At 74.5% G+C, this 13698-nt stretch carries 16 protein-coding genes; 12 read left to right on the top strand and 4 right to left on the bottom strand.

Annotated elements, in window-relative coordinates; genetic code table 11:
- The first annotated feature begins 36 nt into the window (after positions 1–36).
- Positions 37–1182, top strand: coding sequence for an LLM class flavin-dependent oxidoreductase (locus BUE43_RS01950; RefSeq protein ID WP_073479567.1), 1146 nt, complete (start codon positions 37–39; stop codon positions 1180–1182).
- Positions 1179–1811 (top strand): NADPH-dependent FMN reductase, encoded by a 633-nt coding sequence (locus BUE43_RS01945; RefSeq protein ID WP_073479566.1) that lies wholly within the window; start codon positions 1179–1181, stop codon positions 1809–1811. Before BUE43_RS01950 ends, BUE43_RS01945 begins: the two co-directional genes overlap by 4 nt.
- A 74-nt stretch (positions 1812–1885) precedes the next feature.
- Here the strand turns inward: BUE43_RS01945 and BUE43_RS01940 are convergent, their stop codons facing one another.
- Positions 1886–3007 carry a glycerophosphodiester phosphodiesterase gene (locus BUE43_RS01940; RefSeq protein ID WP_073479565.1) on the bottom strand — a complete coding sequence of 374 codons (1122 nt, stop codon included), beginning with the start codon at positions 3005–3007 and terminating at the stop codon, positions 1886–1888.
- A 271-nt stretch (positions 3008–3278) separates the two neighbouring features.
- Here BUE43_RS01940 and purD point away from each other — a divergent pair, with 271 nt between their 5' ends.
- From purD to BUE43_RS34585, 9 genes are all read left to right on the top strand, one after another.
- Complete coding sequence (purD, locus tag BUE43_RS01935; protein ID WP_073479564.1) at positions 3279–4550, top strand: phosphoribosylamine--glycine ligase; 1272 nt, start codon at positions 3279–3281, stop codon at positions 4548–4550.
- A gap of 102 nt (positions 4551–4652) precedes the next feature.
- Positions 4653–5015, top strand: coding sequence for a hypothetical protein (locus BUE43_RS01930; RefSeq protein ID WP_073479563.1), 363 nt, complete (start codon positions 4653–4655; stop codon positions 5013–5015).
- 53 nt (positions 5016–5068) lie between these two features.
- A complete protein-coding gene (locus tag BUE43_RS01925; RefSeq protein ID WP_073479562.1) occupies positions 5069–5626 on the top strand; it encodes a DUF3558 domain-containing protein in 558 nt (185 codons plus the stop codon).
- 37 nt (positions 5627–5663) lie between these two features.
- Positions 5664–6368, top strand: coding sequence for a hypothetical protein (locus tag BUE43_RS01920; RefSeq protein ID WP_073479561.1), 705 nt, complete (start codon positions 5664–5666; stop codon positions 6366–6368).
- A 53-nt stretch (positions 6369–6421) separates the two neighbouring features.
- Positions 6422–7279 carry an ESX secretion-associated protein EspG gene (locus BUE43_RS01915; protein ID WP_159447673.1) on the top strand — a complete coding sequence of 286 codons (858 nt, stop codon included), beginning with the start codon at positions 6422–6424 and terminating at the stop codon, positions 7277–7279.
- Between the two features lie 33 nt (positions 7280–7312).
- The gene (locus BUE43_RS34015; RefSeq protein WP_073479559.1) at positions 7313–7621 is read left to right on the top strand and encodes a hypothetical protein; all 309 of its coding nucleotides are present in this window, start codon (positions 7313–7315) and stop codon (positions 7619–7621) included.
- Between the two features lie 17 nt (positions 7622–7638).
- Positions 7639–8829 (top strand): WXG100 family type VII secretion target, encoded by a 1191-nt coding sequence (locus tag BUE43_RS01905; protein ID WP_073479558.1) that lies wholly within the window; start codon positions 7639–7641, stop codon positions 8827–8829.
- Between the two features lie 143 nt (positions 8830–8972).
- Entirely contained in the window at positions 8973–10154 is a 1182-nt protein-coding gene (locus tag BUE43_RS01900; protein ID WP_073479557.1) for a pyridoxal phosphate-dependent aminotransferase, read from the top strand.
- Positions 10155–10205: 51 nt separating this feature from the next.
- Positions 10206–10370, top strand: a complete 165-nt coding sequence (locus BUE43_RS34585; RefSeq protein WP_200797338.1) for a hypothetical protein — start codon at positions 10206–10208, stop codon at positions 10368–10370.
- On the opposite strand, the gene BUE43_RS01895 is transcribed toward BUE43_RS34585, so the two are convergent.
- The 3 genes from BUE43_RS01895 to BUE43_RS01885 all read right to left on the bottom strand — a co-directional run bounded on the left by BUE43_RS01895 (position 10367) and on the right by BUE43_RS01885 (position 12856).
- Positions 10367–10951 carry a YwqG family protein gene (locus BUE43_RS01895; protein ID WP_200797337.1) on the bottom strand — a complete coding sequence of 195 codons (585 nt, stop codon included), beginning with the start codon at positions 10949–10951 and terminating at the stop codon, positions 10367–10369. The two genes, BUE43_RS34585 and BUE43_RS01895, sit on opposite strands and share 4 nt — an antisense overlap.
- Before the next feature lie 298 nt (positions 10952–11249).
- Positions 11250–11852 (bottom strand): HAD family hydrolase, encoded by a 603-nt coding sequence (locus BUE43_RS01890; RefSeq protein WP_407697074.1) that lies wholly within the window; start codon positions 11850–11852, stop codon positions 11250–11252.
- A 38-nt stretch (positions 11853–11890) separates the two neighbouring features.
- A complete protein-coding gene (locus BUE43_RS01885) occupies positions 11891–12856 on the bottom strand; it encodes a threonine aldolase family protein (protein ID WP_200797371.1) in 966 nt (321 codons plus the stop codon).
- Positions 12857–13126: 270 nt separating this feature from the next.
- On the opposite strand from BUE43_RS01885, the gene BUE43_RS01880 reads away from it, so the two are divergent.
- Positions 13127–13645 carry a SigE family RNA polymerase sigma factor gene (locus BUE43_RS01880; RefSeq protein WP_073479556.1) on the top strand — a complete coding sequence of 173 codons (519 nt, stop codon included), beginning with the start codon at positions 13127–13129 and terminating at the stop codon, positions 13643–13645.
- Positions 13646–13698 lie beyond the last annotated feature (53 nt).

The raw sequence follows: 13698 nt of genomic DNA, 5'->3' as shown, positions 1-13698 counted from the left end.
CTGACCGCCCCGCCAGACCTTCCGCGAGGAGAACCCATGAACGTCGTGCTGCACTGGTTCCTGCCGACGGCCGGCGACGGCCGCACCGTCCTGGACCGCTTCCACGCCTCGGCCGAGGCCGGCGCCACCGCCCTCCGCGAGCCGGACATCGACTACCTGGCGCAGATCGCCCGGGCCGCGGAGCAACTCGGCTTCACGGGCGTCCTGACACCGACCGGGACGTGGTGCGAGGACGCGTGGCTGACCACCGCCGCGCTGATCAGCCAGACCGAGCGGCTGAAGTTCCTGGTGGCGTTCCGGCCGGGGGTGCTCTCCCCGACGTTGGCCGCCCAGATGGCGTCGACCTACCAACGGATCTCCCGCGGCCGACTGCTGCTCAACGTGGTCACCGGGGGCGACGCCGTCGAGCAGCGGCGCTTCGGCGACTGGCTCGACCACGACCAGCGCTACGCGCGCACCGACGAGTTCCTGGCGATCGTGCGGCAGGTGTGGGGCGGCAGCCCCGTCGAGTTCGCCGGAGAGCACTACCGCGTCGAGGGAGCCACCCTGCTCGCCCCGCCGGACCCGGTGCCCCCGCTGTACTTCGGCGGCTCGTCGGCCGCGGCGCTGCCGGTGGCGGCCCGGCGGGCCGACGTCTACCTGACCTGGGGCGAGCCCCCGCACCTGGTGCGGGAGAAGATCGACAAGGTGCGGGCCCTCGCCGGGGCCGAGGGCCGCGCGCTCCGCTTCGGCATCCGACTGCACGTGATCAGCAGGGACAGCGCGGACGACGCGTGGCGGGAGGCCGGTCGGCTGCTCGACGCGCTCGACCCGGCGGCCGTGGACCGCGCCCAGCGGCAGCTCGCCGCCAGCGAGTCGGTGGGCCAGCAGCGGATGCTGTCCCTGCACGAGGACTACCGGCGGCACGGCGGGCGCGACTCGCTGGAGATCGCGCCGAACCTGTGGGCCGGCATCGGGCTGGTGCGGGGCGGCGCCGGAACCGCCCTGGTCGGCAGCCACGACGAGGTCGCCGACCGGATCGAGGAGTACCACGAGCTGGGGATCGAGGAGTTCGTCCTCAGCGGCTACCCCCACCTGGAGGAGGCGTACTGGTTCGGCGAGGGCGTCCGCCCGGTGCTGGCCCGTCGCGGCCTGCTGGCGGACCGGTCGGCGCCGCCGGCCGACCTGCGGGTCCCGGCGTGACCCGGCGCGGGTCGACGCCGCGCCGGTGGCCGCTCGCGGTGGCCGCGCTGGTGGGCGATCCCCGGGCGCGCTCCCGCGTCCACCGGGCCGCGCTCGGCGTGCGGGACGTGCTGACGAACGCGCTGGTCGCCGCCGAGCGGCCGGCGGTCGCGGGTCAGGTGGTGGACGCCGTCGACCTGGCGGGCTCCCTGTTCGACCCGGCGGGCGCGCGGGTGATCGCCGACGAACTGGAGTCGTTGGCGCTGGCGGACGTGCTGGTGGTCGCCTCGCCCACGCTCCGCGCGAGCTACAGCGGGCTGCTCAAGGCGTTGCTGGACCACGCGCCGGCCGGACTGCTCACGCCGGTCGTCGCGGTTCCGGTGATGCTGGGGGCCTCGCCACGGCACGCGCTGGCCGTCGAGCTCCAGCTTCGGCCGCTGCTCACCGAGCTGGGCGCGAGCGTGCCGGGGCGCGGGCTCGCGCTCCTGGAGTCCGATGTGGACACCGGAGTGCACCGGACCGCCATCCACCGGTGGTTGCCCGGGGTCATCCCCGACCTCGTGGGTTTGCTGGACGCGCGCCGCCGGCTGGGCGAGCGGTACGGGGCGGGCAGGACGCCCCCCACCACCTCCCGCGCCGCCTACGACTAGGGCGGCCGCGGGACCCGGAGGGACCCGTGCGGCGGCTCGTCCTCCCCGCCGCGCGGGTCCCTCCGGTCGTCCGGTCAGGCCCGTTCGGCGCGGGCGGCGACCGCGGTGTCCGGGTTGTCGCTGAACACGCCGTCCACCCCCTGCTTCAGGAACAGCTCGTACTCCGCGAACGCCCTGCCGTAGTCCGCCGGGTTGGTCGAACCGCGGAAGTCCGCGGGCAGGAAGGCGTTCTCGTTGCGGAAGGTCCACGGGTGCACGACGAGGCCCCTGGCGTGCGCGTCGCGCACCAGGGTGGTGGGCTGCTTCAGGAAGCCCCTGTCGTCCCGGGGGATCACGCGGCTCTTGCTCGGCCCCACGCCCTTGGCGTACTTCGCGATCTCGGCGAGGCCGGCCGGCGTCACCAGGTCGTCGTAGGTGCGCCGGTCGCCGGCGTCGACGAAGTCGGCAGGGGCGCCGCTCTCGTCGATGAGCTGCACCAACGGCACGCGCAGGTGGCGGCGCAGCTCCTTGAGGTTGGACACCTCGAAGGACTGCACGAACACCTTGGCGCCGGGGCGGTTCAGCCCGTTGCGGTTGAGCGCCTCGACGAGCCGCGGCTCCAGTGCCAGCCCCGCCTTGCGGAAGTAGGTCGGGTGCTTGGTCTCCGGGTAGATGCCGATGTCCCGCCGCAGCTCCCTGGACAGCCGCCGGGCGAGGTCGATCACCTCCTGGAAGGTGGGCACCTCGTAGCGGCCGTCGTACAGGGTGTTGCGCGGGCGGTGCTGCGGGATGCGCTCCTTGGCGCGCAGCGTCTTCAGCTCCGCCAGCGTGAAGTCCTCGGTGAACCAGCCGGTGAGCCGCTGGCCGTCGATCGTCTTGGTGGTCTTGCGCGCGGCGAACTCCGGCCGGCTGGCGACGTCCGTCGTGCCGCCGATCTCGTTCTCGTGCCGGGCCACCAACACGCCGTCCCTGGTCGGGACGAGGTCGGGCTCGATGTAGTCGGCGCCCATCCTGGCGGCCAGCTCGTAGCTGGCCAACGTGTGCTCGGGCCGGTAGCCGGACGCCCCCCGGTGACCGATCACCAGCGGTCCGGACGGGCGGTGCGCGGCCTCGGCGGCCGACGGCTCCGCCACGGCCGAGGGCAGCGACGTGACGCCGACCAGCGCCATGGCGGAGACGACGGCCCCGGTCAACCGGGTCGTCATGGCCTTCCGCATCGGGTGACCTCCTCAGTAGTGCCCACCACGCGCGGCCGGGAGGGCCGCTGGACGGCCACCCTCACCGCGCCTCGCGACGCGCGGACCACCGCAGGGGGTCCGGCACCGCACGGCCCGGTGAACGAACGATGTCGTTCTTTCCCCGTGGCCCGGAGGCCGGCTGGGGAGCCCACCCGTCCGCGTCCGCCGCGGACGGGTGGGCGGGCGTGCGGCGGCCGCGACGAAGGGGTCCGCCGAATGGTCCACTGAGCAGCCTCTACGCTGGCTCCCCGTGCGTGTCCTGGTGATCGGGTCTGGCGCCCGTGAGCATGCCCTGGTCCTCGCTCTGTCCCACGACCCCGCGGTGACCGCGTTGGCGTGCGCGCCGGGCAACGCCGGCATCGCGGCGCTCGCCGAGACACCCGGCGTCGACGTCGGCGACGCCGCCGCCGTGGCCGAGCTGGCCACGTCCTGGCGGGCCGACCTCGTGGTGGTCGGCCCGGAGATCCCGCTGGTGGCCGGCGCGGCCGACGCGATCCGGGCGGCCGGCGTCCCGTGCTTCGGCCCGTCCAGGGCCGCCGCCAGGATCGAGGGCTCCAAGGCGTTCGCCAAGGACGTCATGACCGCCGCCGGGGTGCCCACGGCGCACAGCGAGGTCGTGGACAACCCCGCCCGGCTGGACGCCGCGCTGTCCCGCTTCGGCGCGCCGTACGTGGTCAAGGACGACGGCCTGGCCGCCGGCAAGGGCGTCGTGGTGACCAGCGACCTGGACGCGGCCCGCGCGCACGCCATGGGCCTGCTCGACGACGGGCACCCCGTGCTGCTGGAGTCCTTCCTGGATGGTCCGGAGGCGTCGCTGTTCTGCCTGGTCGACGGCGGCACCGTGGTGCCGTTGCTGCCGGCCCAGGACTTCAAGCGCGTCGGCGACGGCGACAGCGGCCCGAACACCGGCGGCATGGGCGCCTACGCGCCGCTGCCGTGGGCCCCGGGCGACCTGGTCGACGACGTGGTGCGGCGGGTCGTGCAGCCCACGGTCGACGAGCTGGCCCGGCGGGGCACGCCGTTCACCGGCCTGCTCTACGCCGGCCTCGCGCTGACCTCCCGCGGCCCGCAGGTGATCGAGTTCAACTGCCGGTTCGGCGACCCGGAGACGCAGGCCGTGCTGGCCCTGCTGCGCACTCCGATCGCCGGGCTGCTGCTCGCCACCGCCACCGGTCGGCTGATCGAGCACCCGCCGCTGGAGTGGGCTGAGGGCGCGGCCGTGACCGTCGTGGTCGCCGCCGAGGGCTACCCCGGGCGGCCGCGAACCGGAGACGTGATCGCCGGGTCTGAGGCCGACGGCGTGTTGCACGCCGGCACGCGGCGGCGGGAGGACGGCGCAGTCGTGTCCGCCGGTGGGCGGGTCCTCTCGGTGGTCGGGGTGGGTGACGACCTTGAGGCGGCCAGGGAGGACGTCTACCGCCGGATCGCCAACGTGCACCTCACCGGCTCGCACCACCGCACCGACATCGCCCTGCGCGCGGTGCGCGGCGAGATCACGGTTCCCAGCCCGCAGGAGGCGTGACCCCACGGCCGTCCGGCCCAACCGACGGCGGGAACGGAACCGCGTTCCCGGCCGTTACGTCCCCCTGACGGGGTGGCGGGCGGGGCGTGTCGGGAGGTGGCCATGCCTTTCGTGTGGGACCGGGCCGGAACCGTCGGGTCGCCGGACGGGGCGACCGGGGTGCTGCGGATCGAACCCGACCAGGTCGACGGGGCGATCGTGGTGTTCCGGCGCGCGCTCGCCGAACTCGAGCCGAGGATCGCCGAGGCGCGGCGCGAGCTGCGGGTGCTCGCGCCCGGCTCGGACCAGGTGAGCGTCGACGCCGCGCTGGCGCTGAGTCGGCGCAGCCTCGACGGCGCGAACTCCGCGCTCCGCGCGTGGGAGGGCGCCGTCGCGCAGATCCGCTCGATCGTCGACCAGCTGGAGGCGGTGCGGCGCGCCACTGGAGCCACCGCCCCACCCCCCTCGCCCGGCCAGGAGTCGTGAGCGTGGCCGGGCCAGGTGGCGGTCGCGTTCGGTTCTCTCGTCTTTTCACGCCGATGGCCGCCACGGTGTTCCTGGCAGTACTCGGCGCGTTGCCCGGATGCGGCACCCCCGAGGGGCCGCCACCGGACGCCCGCACGACCGCGGCGACCCGGCCGACCGGTGACCGCCCACTGTCCGAAGTGGACCCCTGCCGGCTGTTGACCGAGGGCCAGCGGCGGGAGCTCGGTGTGGACCAACCTCCCCGGCCCGACCACGACGCCACCCTGGACGCACCCGGCTGCGTGTTCGCCGCCGAGGCGGCCGAACTCCAGGTCGACGTGGTCGCGGTGGGCGCCGTCGTGCCCACCGACCTCCACGCGCGACAGCGGCCCGACCGCCGCACCCGCGAGATCACCGTTGCCGGCGTGCCCGCGCGGGAGGCCCGTCCCACGACGGACGGCTCCCCGTCGGGCGCCGGCTCCTGCGAGGTGAGCGTGCGCGTCGCCGAGGGGCAGTTCCTCCGGGTCGCGGTCGGCCAGCGGTCCGGACCGGCGCGGTCGCAGGACGCCCTGTGCGCCAAGGGGGTCCTCGTCAGCGAAGCGGTGTTGACCACCTTGCGGGAGCGGCGTTAGACCGGTCGCACGGCAGTCGTGGGAGAAGGCGGGCCACATGGGTGAGTTCGGCCGGGGGCGGAACTGGTTGGCCGTCCCGCACCAGCAGATCTACGACGACATCCGCACCGGACCCGGCGAACGGGGCATCGAGGACGCCCGCCGTCGGTGCGAGGCGGTCGGCGCCGCGTTCGCGCGTGCGGAGCGGGACATCGCCGACGGCCTGCGCCGGATCGGCATCGCCTACGAGGGCGCCAGGGCGCAGGCGGCGCTCGGCGCGGTGGGCGGGCTCGCGGCGTGGACGGCGGACGCCCAGCTCGGCGCGGTGATCGCGGTGGACCTGGTCTCCGAGCAGGGGGAGGCCTTCGTCCGGACCAGGGACTCGATGCCGGTGCCGGCCGGCGACCAAGAGCAGGTGGCGGGCGGGATCGCCGGCGTCTTCGAGAATACGGTCGATCGCGAGCCGGTCGAGGAGGCGGCGCGGGAAGCACACGAACGTGCGGCCGGGCTGATGCGGGAGTACGAGGCGACGAGCGGGACCGTGGTGAACGGCATGCCCGTGTTCGTCCCGCCGCCGGACGTCGTCGTCGACGTGCCGGGGGCCGGCCGCGCGGCGTGGCCCCGGGGCGGGGCCGCCGCCGGAGACGGGGCGGGCGGCGCACCCGATCGACTGATCAGCGGTGACACGGGCCGGCCGATCGCGGACCATCGGCTGGGGACGCCCTGTCCGGTGGGCGCCAGTGGTCGGAGTTGTCAGAGGTGACCCGCCCGGGGACGCCGCGGTCGACGCGGACGCCGGGGACGGGTCCGGCGGTGGTGATCAGCGCCTCCGCCTACCAGGTGGCGTGGTCGGCGCTGCGGCTCGGTCCGCCGCCGGTCGTGCTGCACGTGCCGCCCCGGGGTTTTCTGGCCGAGGAACGCGCCGTCGTGGTCGCGGACGCCTGGGCCGAGCTGGAGCGTCTGGGCCTGGCGGCCCGCCACCGCCTCGACCCGGTGCTGGGGGACGCGCTCGCCGTGCTCGCGGACCCCCGCCAGGCCGTCGACGCCCGGATCGGCACCGTCGACCGGGGAGAGGTGCGGGCGCTCGTCGCCACCAGCGGCGAGATCGGGGTGGTGGCCGTGCTGCACGACTCGGCGCTGCGGCTGCGCTACCTCTACGACGGCGCACTGGGGCGGGAGGCCGTCGGCCTGCTGGCGGAGCACCCCGCCGGCCCCGGCCGGCCGGTGTCGGCGCCGCGTGCGGCCATCGACCTCGCGGCCCGGTGCGCGGGGCCCTCGCCGACGGCGTTCGCGCGGGGGCTGGTCCGGCAGGGGGTCGGCGCGGCCGACGCGCGGGGGCTGGCCCGGATGGTCGGGGGCGCCCGGCGGCGGGGGCAGTTCGGCGCCGCCGTGCTCGACCGCCACGGCCGGCGGCGACGTGCGTCCCGGGTGGTGGCCTTCCACGACACGGCCGACGGGCGCTACCTGGTCGAGGAGCGGTCCGCCGCCGACGGACGGCGCTGGGCCACCGTCGCGCCCACGGACAACGCGTGCCTGGCACGGCACGTCCAGGACCTGCTCGACACCACGCGCCGCCTGGCCGAGGGACGCGCCGTCGGGGGAACGCCGGCAACCCTGTCCGCCCGCGTCGCCCGTGGCCGCGGAACCGAAGCTGATCGTCACCCGTCAGACTGAGCGTCGCAGGTCGCCAAAAGGGGGTTGGCAGGAGTGGCAGTCAGCCAGTTCAACAGTGAGGCGCTGGAACAGTGCCGCACGACGATCAGCGGTCAGGCCAGCCAGTTCGGGGCCATCGGCGACGGTTTCCCCAACCAGTGCGGCAACCCGTCGATCTTCGGCAGGCTGGACGGCTCGGCGGGGTTGTCCTCGGCGGTGGACAAGTTCACCGCCCTGGTGGGTGCGGAGTTCGCCGCGGCCGAGTCCCTGATGGGCAAGGTCGAGCGGGCGTTGGACGCGGTGCAGCAGAGCGTGCAGCAGGCGGAGGACTCCGCCGTGCGCACGATGACGCCGGCCGGCTGAGGCGTCTGGAGGGGACGTTGAGCGCGAAGGATGAGGTGGCGGGTCTGCCCGGGGGGCAGGCGCTGGCCGAGCTCGCCAACAAGGTGGACGGCGACCCGGAGGCGGTCCGCGGCATCGCCCGGCACTGGCAGGAGAGCGTGACCAAGTGCGGGGAGGCCGCCGGCGCGGTCGACCGCTCCGTGGCCGCGCTGGACGGCGCGTGGCAGGGCTCATCGGCCGACGGGTTCGTCAGCTACATGGGGCAGGTCAAGCAGGCCGGCACGGCCCTGCAGACGGCGCTGGGCGGCGCGGCGGGCGCGTTGAACGCCGCGGCCGAGGCCCTGCAGGCCGCCGAGACCTCGGTGAACAACATCTGCGAGCGGCTGCTCCAGGAGGTCAGGAAGCTCAGGGCGGAGCACAAGGACAAGCCAGAGCAGGAGCTGAACGCGCAGATCGAGCGGCTGGCCGGCGAGTCCGCCGACGAGGCGCGGCCCAGGGTCGCTGAGGCCGAGAACGCGTTGCGGACCGCGTTGGGCAAGCTCAACGGGTACGTGGGCGACATCGCGCCGAAGTTCTCCAGCCTGCCGGCGCCGGACGGGCAGCCGTTCACCCCGGCGCCGGGGCGCAAGGTCGAATGGACCCCCACCCCGCCCCCGGAGCCGGGCACGACCACCCCGCAGGGCACCGGTTCCGAGGCCCCGCAGCCGACCGGTGGCGGTCATTCGGGCGGTGGCGGTGGCGGTCACTCCGGCGGTGGTGGCGGAGGCGGCTACGGCGGCGGCGGTGGTGGCCACTCCGGTGGCGGTGGTGGCGGTGGTGGCGGCCTCGGCCCCAGCGGCGGTCCGCCCCCGGGCGGCGGCCCCGCGCCGAAGGGCCAGGTGGCCGAGTGGATCCAGCAGGCCATCGAGATCCTCAAGGCCCAGGGCTACCCGGTCGAGAAGATGAACCCGAACGACATCTGGATGATCATCCAGCACGAGTCGGGCGGCAACCCGCAGGCGATCAACAACTGGGACTCGAACGCGGCCAAGGGCACGCCGTCCAAGGGCCTGATGCAGACGATCGACCCGACGTTCAACCGCTGGGCGCTGCCCGGGCACAAGGACATCTGGAACCCCGTCGACAACATCATCGCCGGGGTCCGGTACTCGATCGAGCGCTACGGCTCGGTGTCCAACGTGCCGGGCGTCGTCGGCATGAAGACGGGTTCGGGCTACCGGGGCTACTGACGACCCGGCGGTGTGGGGGCGTGGACCGGCCGGAACACGTCCCCACACCCTTCCCGCGGCCGCGTCCGAGCGGCTGAGCCGGCGCGTCCGTCCGGGCTCGTCGGGTCGGTGTCCCCCGGTCACCCGTCTGGCAGGCTGGCGGCATGACGGAGCTGGTGTCGTCGTTGGGGGTGGCGCAGCGCGCCGCCGTGCCGCCGTTCCACGTGATGGAGGTGCTCTCCGCCGCGGCCCGTCGACAACGGGAGCGCGGCGACGTGGTCTCACTGGCGGCGGGCCAGCCGTCCAGCCCGGCGCCCCGACCCGTGCGCGCGGCCGCCGAGGACGCGCTCCGTCGCCAGCCCCTCGGCTACACCGAGCAACTCGGCATCCCCGAGCTCCGCGAGGCGGTCGCCGGCCACTACGGGAGCCGGTACGGCCTGGACGTCGAGCCCGACGACGTCGTGATCACCACGGGTTCCTCCGGCGGCTTCCTGCTCGCCTTCCTCGCCGCGTTCGACGCGGGCGACCGGGTCGCCCTGGCCCGGCCCGGCTACCCGGCCTACCGCAACATCCTCACCGCGCTCGGTTGCGAGGTCGTCGAGCTGCCCTGCGGTCCGGACACCCGGTTCCAGCCCACCGTCTCCGTGCTGGAGGCGCTGGACGCCCCGATCAGGGGACTGGTGGTGGCCAGCCCGGCCAACCCCACCGGCACCGTCCTGGACCCCGCCGAACTGGCCGCGCTCGCCAACTGGTGCGAGGCCAACGGCGTGCGGCTCATCAGCGACGAGATCTACCACGGCATCAGCTACGGCCGGCACCTCACGTCCGCGTGGGCGAGCAGCACGGACGCGGTGGTCGTGAACTCGTTCTCGAAGTACTTCGCCATGACCGGCTGGCGCTTGGGCTGGCTGCTGGCGCCCCGGGCGCTGCTGCGGGCGATCGACCGCCTGACCGGCAACTTCACCCTCTGCCCCCCGGCGCTCGCGCAGCACGCGGCGGTCGCGGCGTTCACCCCCGAGTCCTACGCGGAGGCGGACGCGCACGTCGCCCGCTACCGCGCGAACCGGGACCTCCTGCTCTCCGGGCTGCGCGGGCTGGGGATCGAGCGCATCGCCCCGGCCGACGGCGCCTTCTACGCCTACGCCGACGTCTCCCACCTCACCGACGACTCCACCGACTTCTGCCGACGGCTGCTGGACGAGACCGGGGTCGCCATCGTGCCCGGGATCGACTTCGACCCGGTGGACGGAGGCCGGTTCGTGCGCCTGTCCTTCGCCGGCGGGGCGGAGGACGTCGCCGAGGCGTTGAGCCGGATCGAGGGGTGGTTGCCGACCCTGGGGCACTGATCGACTCCCTCGTTCGTTGGGAGGACGAAGACCGAACGGGGGAGGTTCGCGATGTGGCGGGTGATCGGCGCCCTGCTCGTGATCTGGTTGGCCGTGTCCGTTCTGGGCGCGGTGATCAAGGGGCTGTTCTGGCTGGCCGTGATCGGCGGCGTGCTGTTCGTCGCCACGGCGGCCGTCGGCTGGGCGCGGCGCGGGAACCGGCAGCTGCGGCGTTAGCCGCACTGCCAGAGGAAACGCCCCTCGCCCGTCGTCTCGTCGACGAAGGCGTAGCCGACGCCGGCGTCCCCGAAGTTCACGTCGAACGGCAGGTCGCAGCTGTCGAGCTGGGCCAGGAAACGCCAGTCCCCGGCGGGCGTCTCCTCGGCCTGCAGCCAGCTCGGGGCTCCGCCGACCCGGGAGTGCAGGGAGTCCGCGTCGTCGTCCTCGGGCGGTGCGCCGAACTCGACCAGGTGATCCTCACCGAAGGTCGGCCCCCGTCTGAGGGACGCGACGGTGACGAAGTCCGGCACCTGGCCGGGGACGCAGAAGCACGCGTTCTCGCCCGCCTCGAGTTCCCACGTGCTGTCGATCGCGTCCTCCGGGTCGTCGGTCAGGAACAGGTAGGCGAGCCGCACCGACTCGCCCGGCAGCCTGATCTGACCGAGGAAGCGCATCGGCCGGCCCAGCTCGGCGGACAGCGGCCAGGTCGGCTCGGCCAGCCACACCGGCTGCCCGCCGAACTTCGTCACCGGCTCCAGCACGGGACCGTCGGCGGGGACGAACCGCAGGGCGTTGTGATCCGGCGTCGGCAGCGACACGCCAACCCTCCTTCTGATCGACCAGCGGCACGCTACCGCTGGTTGATCACGAAGGGGTCGGCAACCGGTGAACTGCCTGGTAGAAGCTCCCCGCACCCGCCGGGCCGACCACCCGACCCGGGCCTTGCCCCGCCGCGCAGCGCCACGAGATCATAAATTTTGGGGGTTCCCCCGAGTAACGCTGTTTTGGACGAAAACGCGGTCTGGGATAGCGCATTCTGCGCGCTCATGTGCGAAATCCGCGGCCTCCGTGTCGGATTCGGACGGTGGCCGCCGATCCCGCGGCGAAGGTCGAGGGTCAGGGCAGGAGCCCGAGATCGCGCAGGTGCGGTCGGGCGTCGGGGGCGTTCCGCCACCGCCGGGCGTGCAGCCCGGCCGCGACGGCCCCGTCGACGTTGACCTGGCGGTCGTCGAGGAACAGGCACCGCTCGGGGCGGGTGTCCAGACGGCGCACCAGCTCCGCCCAGATCTCCGGGTCGGGCTTGGCGGTGGCCAAGTCGCCGGAGAACACCAGGTGCTCGAAGGACACCGTCCACGGCTGGCGTTCCGCGGCTCGGGCGAACGGGGCCGGGGCGTTCGACAGCAGCGCCAGGCGCACCCCCGCGGCGCGCAGCTCCTCGATGAGCCGGATCGACTCGGCGTCGACCGTCAACCAGCCCCGGTTGTCGATCTCGGTCAGCCGCTCCGCCGTGTCGTCGTCCACCGCGACACCGAGCCGGCCGCCCACGGCGCGCCAGTAGTCCAGGTGCGAACACCCGCGGTCGTAGGGGTCGCGTTCGGCCCAGTAGGCCCGCTCGAAGTCCGCGGCCGGGCGGCCGAGCAGCTCGGCCAGCTCCGGCAACGCGTCGGTCCGCTCGCTGATGACCTCGCCGTAGTCGAAGACAACCCAACGAATGTCCACGTCCGCCCCCAATGCCTCGGCGTCACACGGTTTCCGGTTCAGTGCGTGGTCACGGAGGCGACGCGGCGCAGGGCGTCCTCGATCGCCGCGCGGTTGACGTCGCGGTGCGTCACGAACCTGATGCTGCCGTTCATGGGAGCGGCGAGCACACCGGCCTCCGCGAGCCGGCGGGACATCACGGCGGCGTCCGGGACGCCCGCCAGCACGATGTTGGTGCTCGGCCGGTCCACCGGCCAGCCCAGGTCGGCCAGGCCGGCGGCCAGCGCCGCGGCGTTGGCGTGGTCGGTCGCGAGGTCCTCGATCCGGTCCAGGGCCACCAGTCCGGCCGCCGCCAGCACCCCGCCCTGGCGGACTCCGCCGCCCAGCATCTTCCGCAGCCGGCGGGCCTCCGCGACGAACGCGGCGGAACCGGCCACGAGCGAGCCCACCGGCGCGCCGAGCCCCTTGCTCAGGCAGACCTGCACCGTGTCCACGCCGACGGTCAACGCGGCCGGGGGCACCTCCAGCGCGACGGCGGCGTTCCAGATCCGCGCGCCGTCCAGGTGCACCCGCAGGCCGCAGTCCACCGCAGCGGCGACGAGCCGCGCGTGCTCGTCCGGCGGCAGGACGGTCCCGCCGGCCGCGTTGTGCGTGTTCTCCAGGCACAGCAGCCGGGTGCGCAGCGTGTAGTAGGGGCCGGTCTCGCCGGCCCAGGCGCGCACGGTCTCGGGCGAGATCCGGCCCGGCCCCGGCTCCCAGGCCAGCGCCTCGGGCATCCCGCCGGCGAGCCAGGCGGGCGCGCCCAGCTCGTTGCCGAGCACGTGCGCGGCCCTGGGCGCCAGGAAGCGGTCGCCCCGCTCCAGGTGCGCCATCAGGGCGATGGTGTTGCCCATGCACCCGCTGGGCACCCACAGCGCCCCCTCGACGCCGAGCAGCTCGGCGACCCGGTCCTCCAGCGCCCGCATGGTGGGGTCGCCGTCGAGCACGTCGTCGCCCACCTCGGCGGCGGCCATCGCGGCCCGCATCCGGTCGTCCGGCCGGGTCACCGTGTCGGAGCGGAGATCGATCGGCAGGGTCACGAAGAGATCACACCACACCCGGGGCGCGGTTCCGCCGCCCCGCGCCGGGCGGGGATCGGCGGGCCGGAGCCGGGGACCCGGTGGCGACCGGCGGCGACCTGAGTACCGTGTCGGCCACGCCCCCAGGGTGACGTGGATCTCGGTGACGGGTCGTGCAACCGGTTCCGGTGGCCGGTCCGTCCGGAAGGTGCAGGCACGACGAGCGGAGAGTCCCGCGTGGACCAGCGCGAGGAGCAGGAGTTCGCGGAGTACTTCGTGGCTCGGCGGGAGGCCGTGCGGCGCATGGCGTTCCTGCTCTGCGGGGACTGGCACCGCGCGGACGATCTGGCGCAGACCGCGTTCGTCGCGTTGCACCGGCGGTGGCGGAAGGTGCGGGACAAGGGAGCGCTCGACGCCTACGTCCGCAAGACGCTGGTGCGCGCGGTGATCGACGAGTCGCGTCGGCCGTGGCGGCGGGAGCGGTTCACCGACGAGGTGCCCGACACGCCGAGCCCCTCCGGGGAGCCGGGCGAGGCGGTGGCCACGCGGGAGGCTCTGCTCGCCGGCCTGCGCCGGGTGCCGCCGCGGCAACGCGCGGTGCTGGTCCTGCGGTTCCTGGAGGGGCTCGACGTCGCCGGCGCGGCCGAGGCGCTGGGCTGCACCGAGGGGACCGTGAAGAGCCAGACCGCCCGGGGGTTGGACGCCCTGCGGGACGCGCTGGGCGACGCGTTGGACGACCTGCGGTCGGCGTCGTGAGCCCGGGACGAGGGGCCGCGACGGGCGGTCGGTGGTCGAGGAGGTGGCTGTAG

This window comes from Streptoalloteichus hindustanus (assembly GCF_900129375.1).
GTDB lineage: Bacteria > Actinomycetota > Actinomycetes > Mycobacteriales > Pseudonocardiaceae > Streptoalloteichus > Streptoalloteichus hindustanus.
This window is presented reverse-complemented; position numbering and strand designations above follow the sequence as displayed.

Excerpts from the sequence above, each read along its gene's own strand:
- BUE43_RS01950 (WP_073479567.1), top strand. The coding sequence starts at position 37 with ATGAACGTCGTGCTGCACTGGTTCCTGCCGACGGCCGGCGACGGCCGC.
- BUE43_RS01940 (WP_073479565.1), bottom strand. The coding sequence starts at position 3,007 with ATGCGGAAGGCCATGACGACCCGGTTGACCGGGGCCGTCGTCTCCGCC.
- BUE43_RS01930 (WP_073479563.1), top strand. The coding sequence starts at position 4,653 with ATGCCTTTCGTGTGGGACCGGGCCGGAACCGTCGGGTCGCCGGACGGG.
- BUE43_RS01925 (WP_073479562.1), top strand. The coding sequence starts at position 5,069 with ATGGCCGCCACGGTGTTCCTGGCAGTACTCGGCGCGTTGCCCGGATGC.
- BUE43_RS01920 (WP_073479561.1), top strand. The coding sequence starts at position 5,664 with ATGGGTGAGTTCGGCCGGGGGCGGAACTGGTTGGCCGTCCCGCACCAG.
- BUE43_RS01900 (WP_073479557.1), top strand. The coding sequence starts at position 8,973 with ATGACGGAGCTGGTGTCGTCGTTGGGGGTGGCGCAGCGCGCCGCCGTG.
- BUE43_RS34585 (WP_200797338.1), top strand. The coding sequence starts at position 10,206 with ATGTGGCGGGTGATCGGCGCCCTGCTCGTGATCTGGTTGGCCGTGTCC.
- BUE43_RS01885 (WP_200797371.1), bottom strand. The coding sequence starts at position 12,856 with ATGCGGGCCGCGATGGCCGCCGCCGAGGTGGGCGACGACGTGCTCGAC.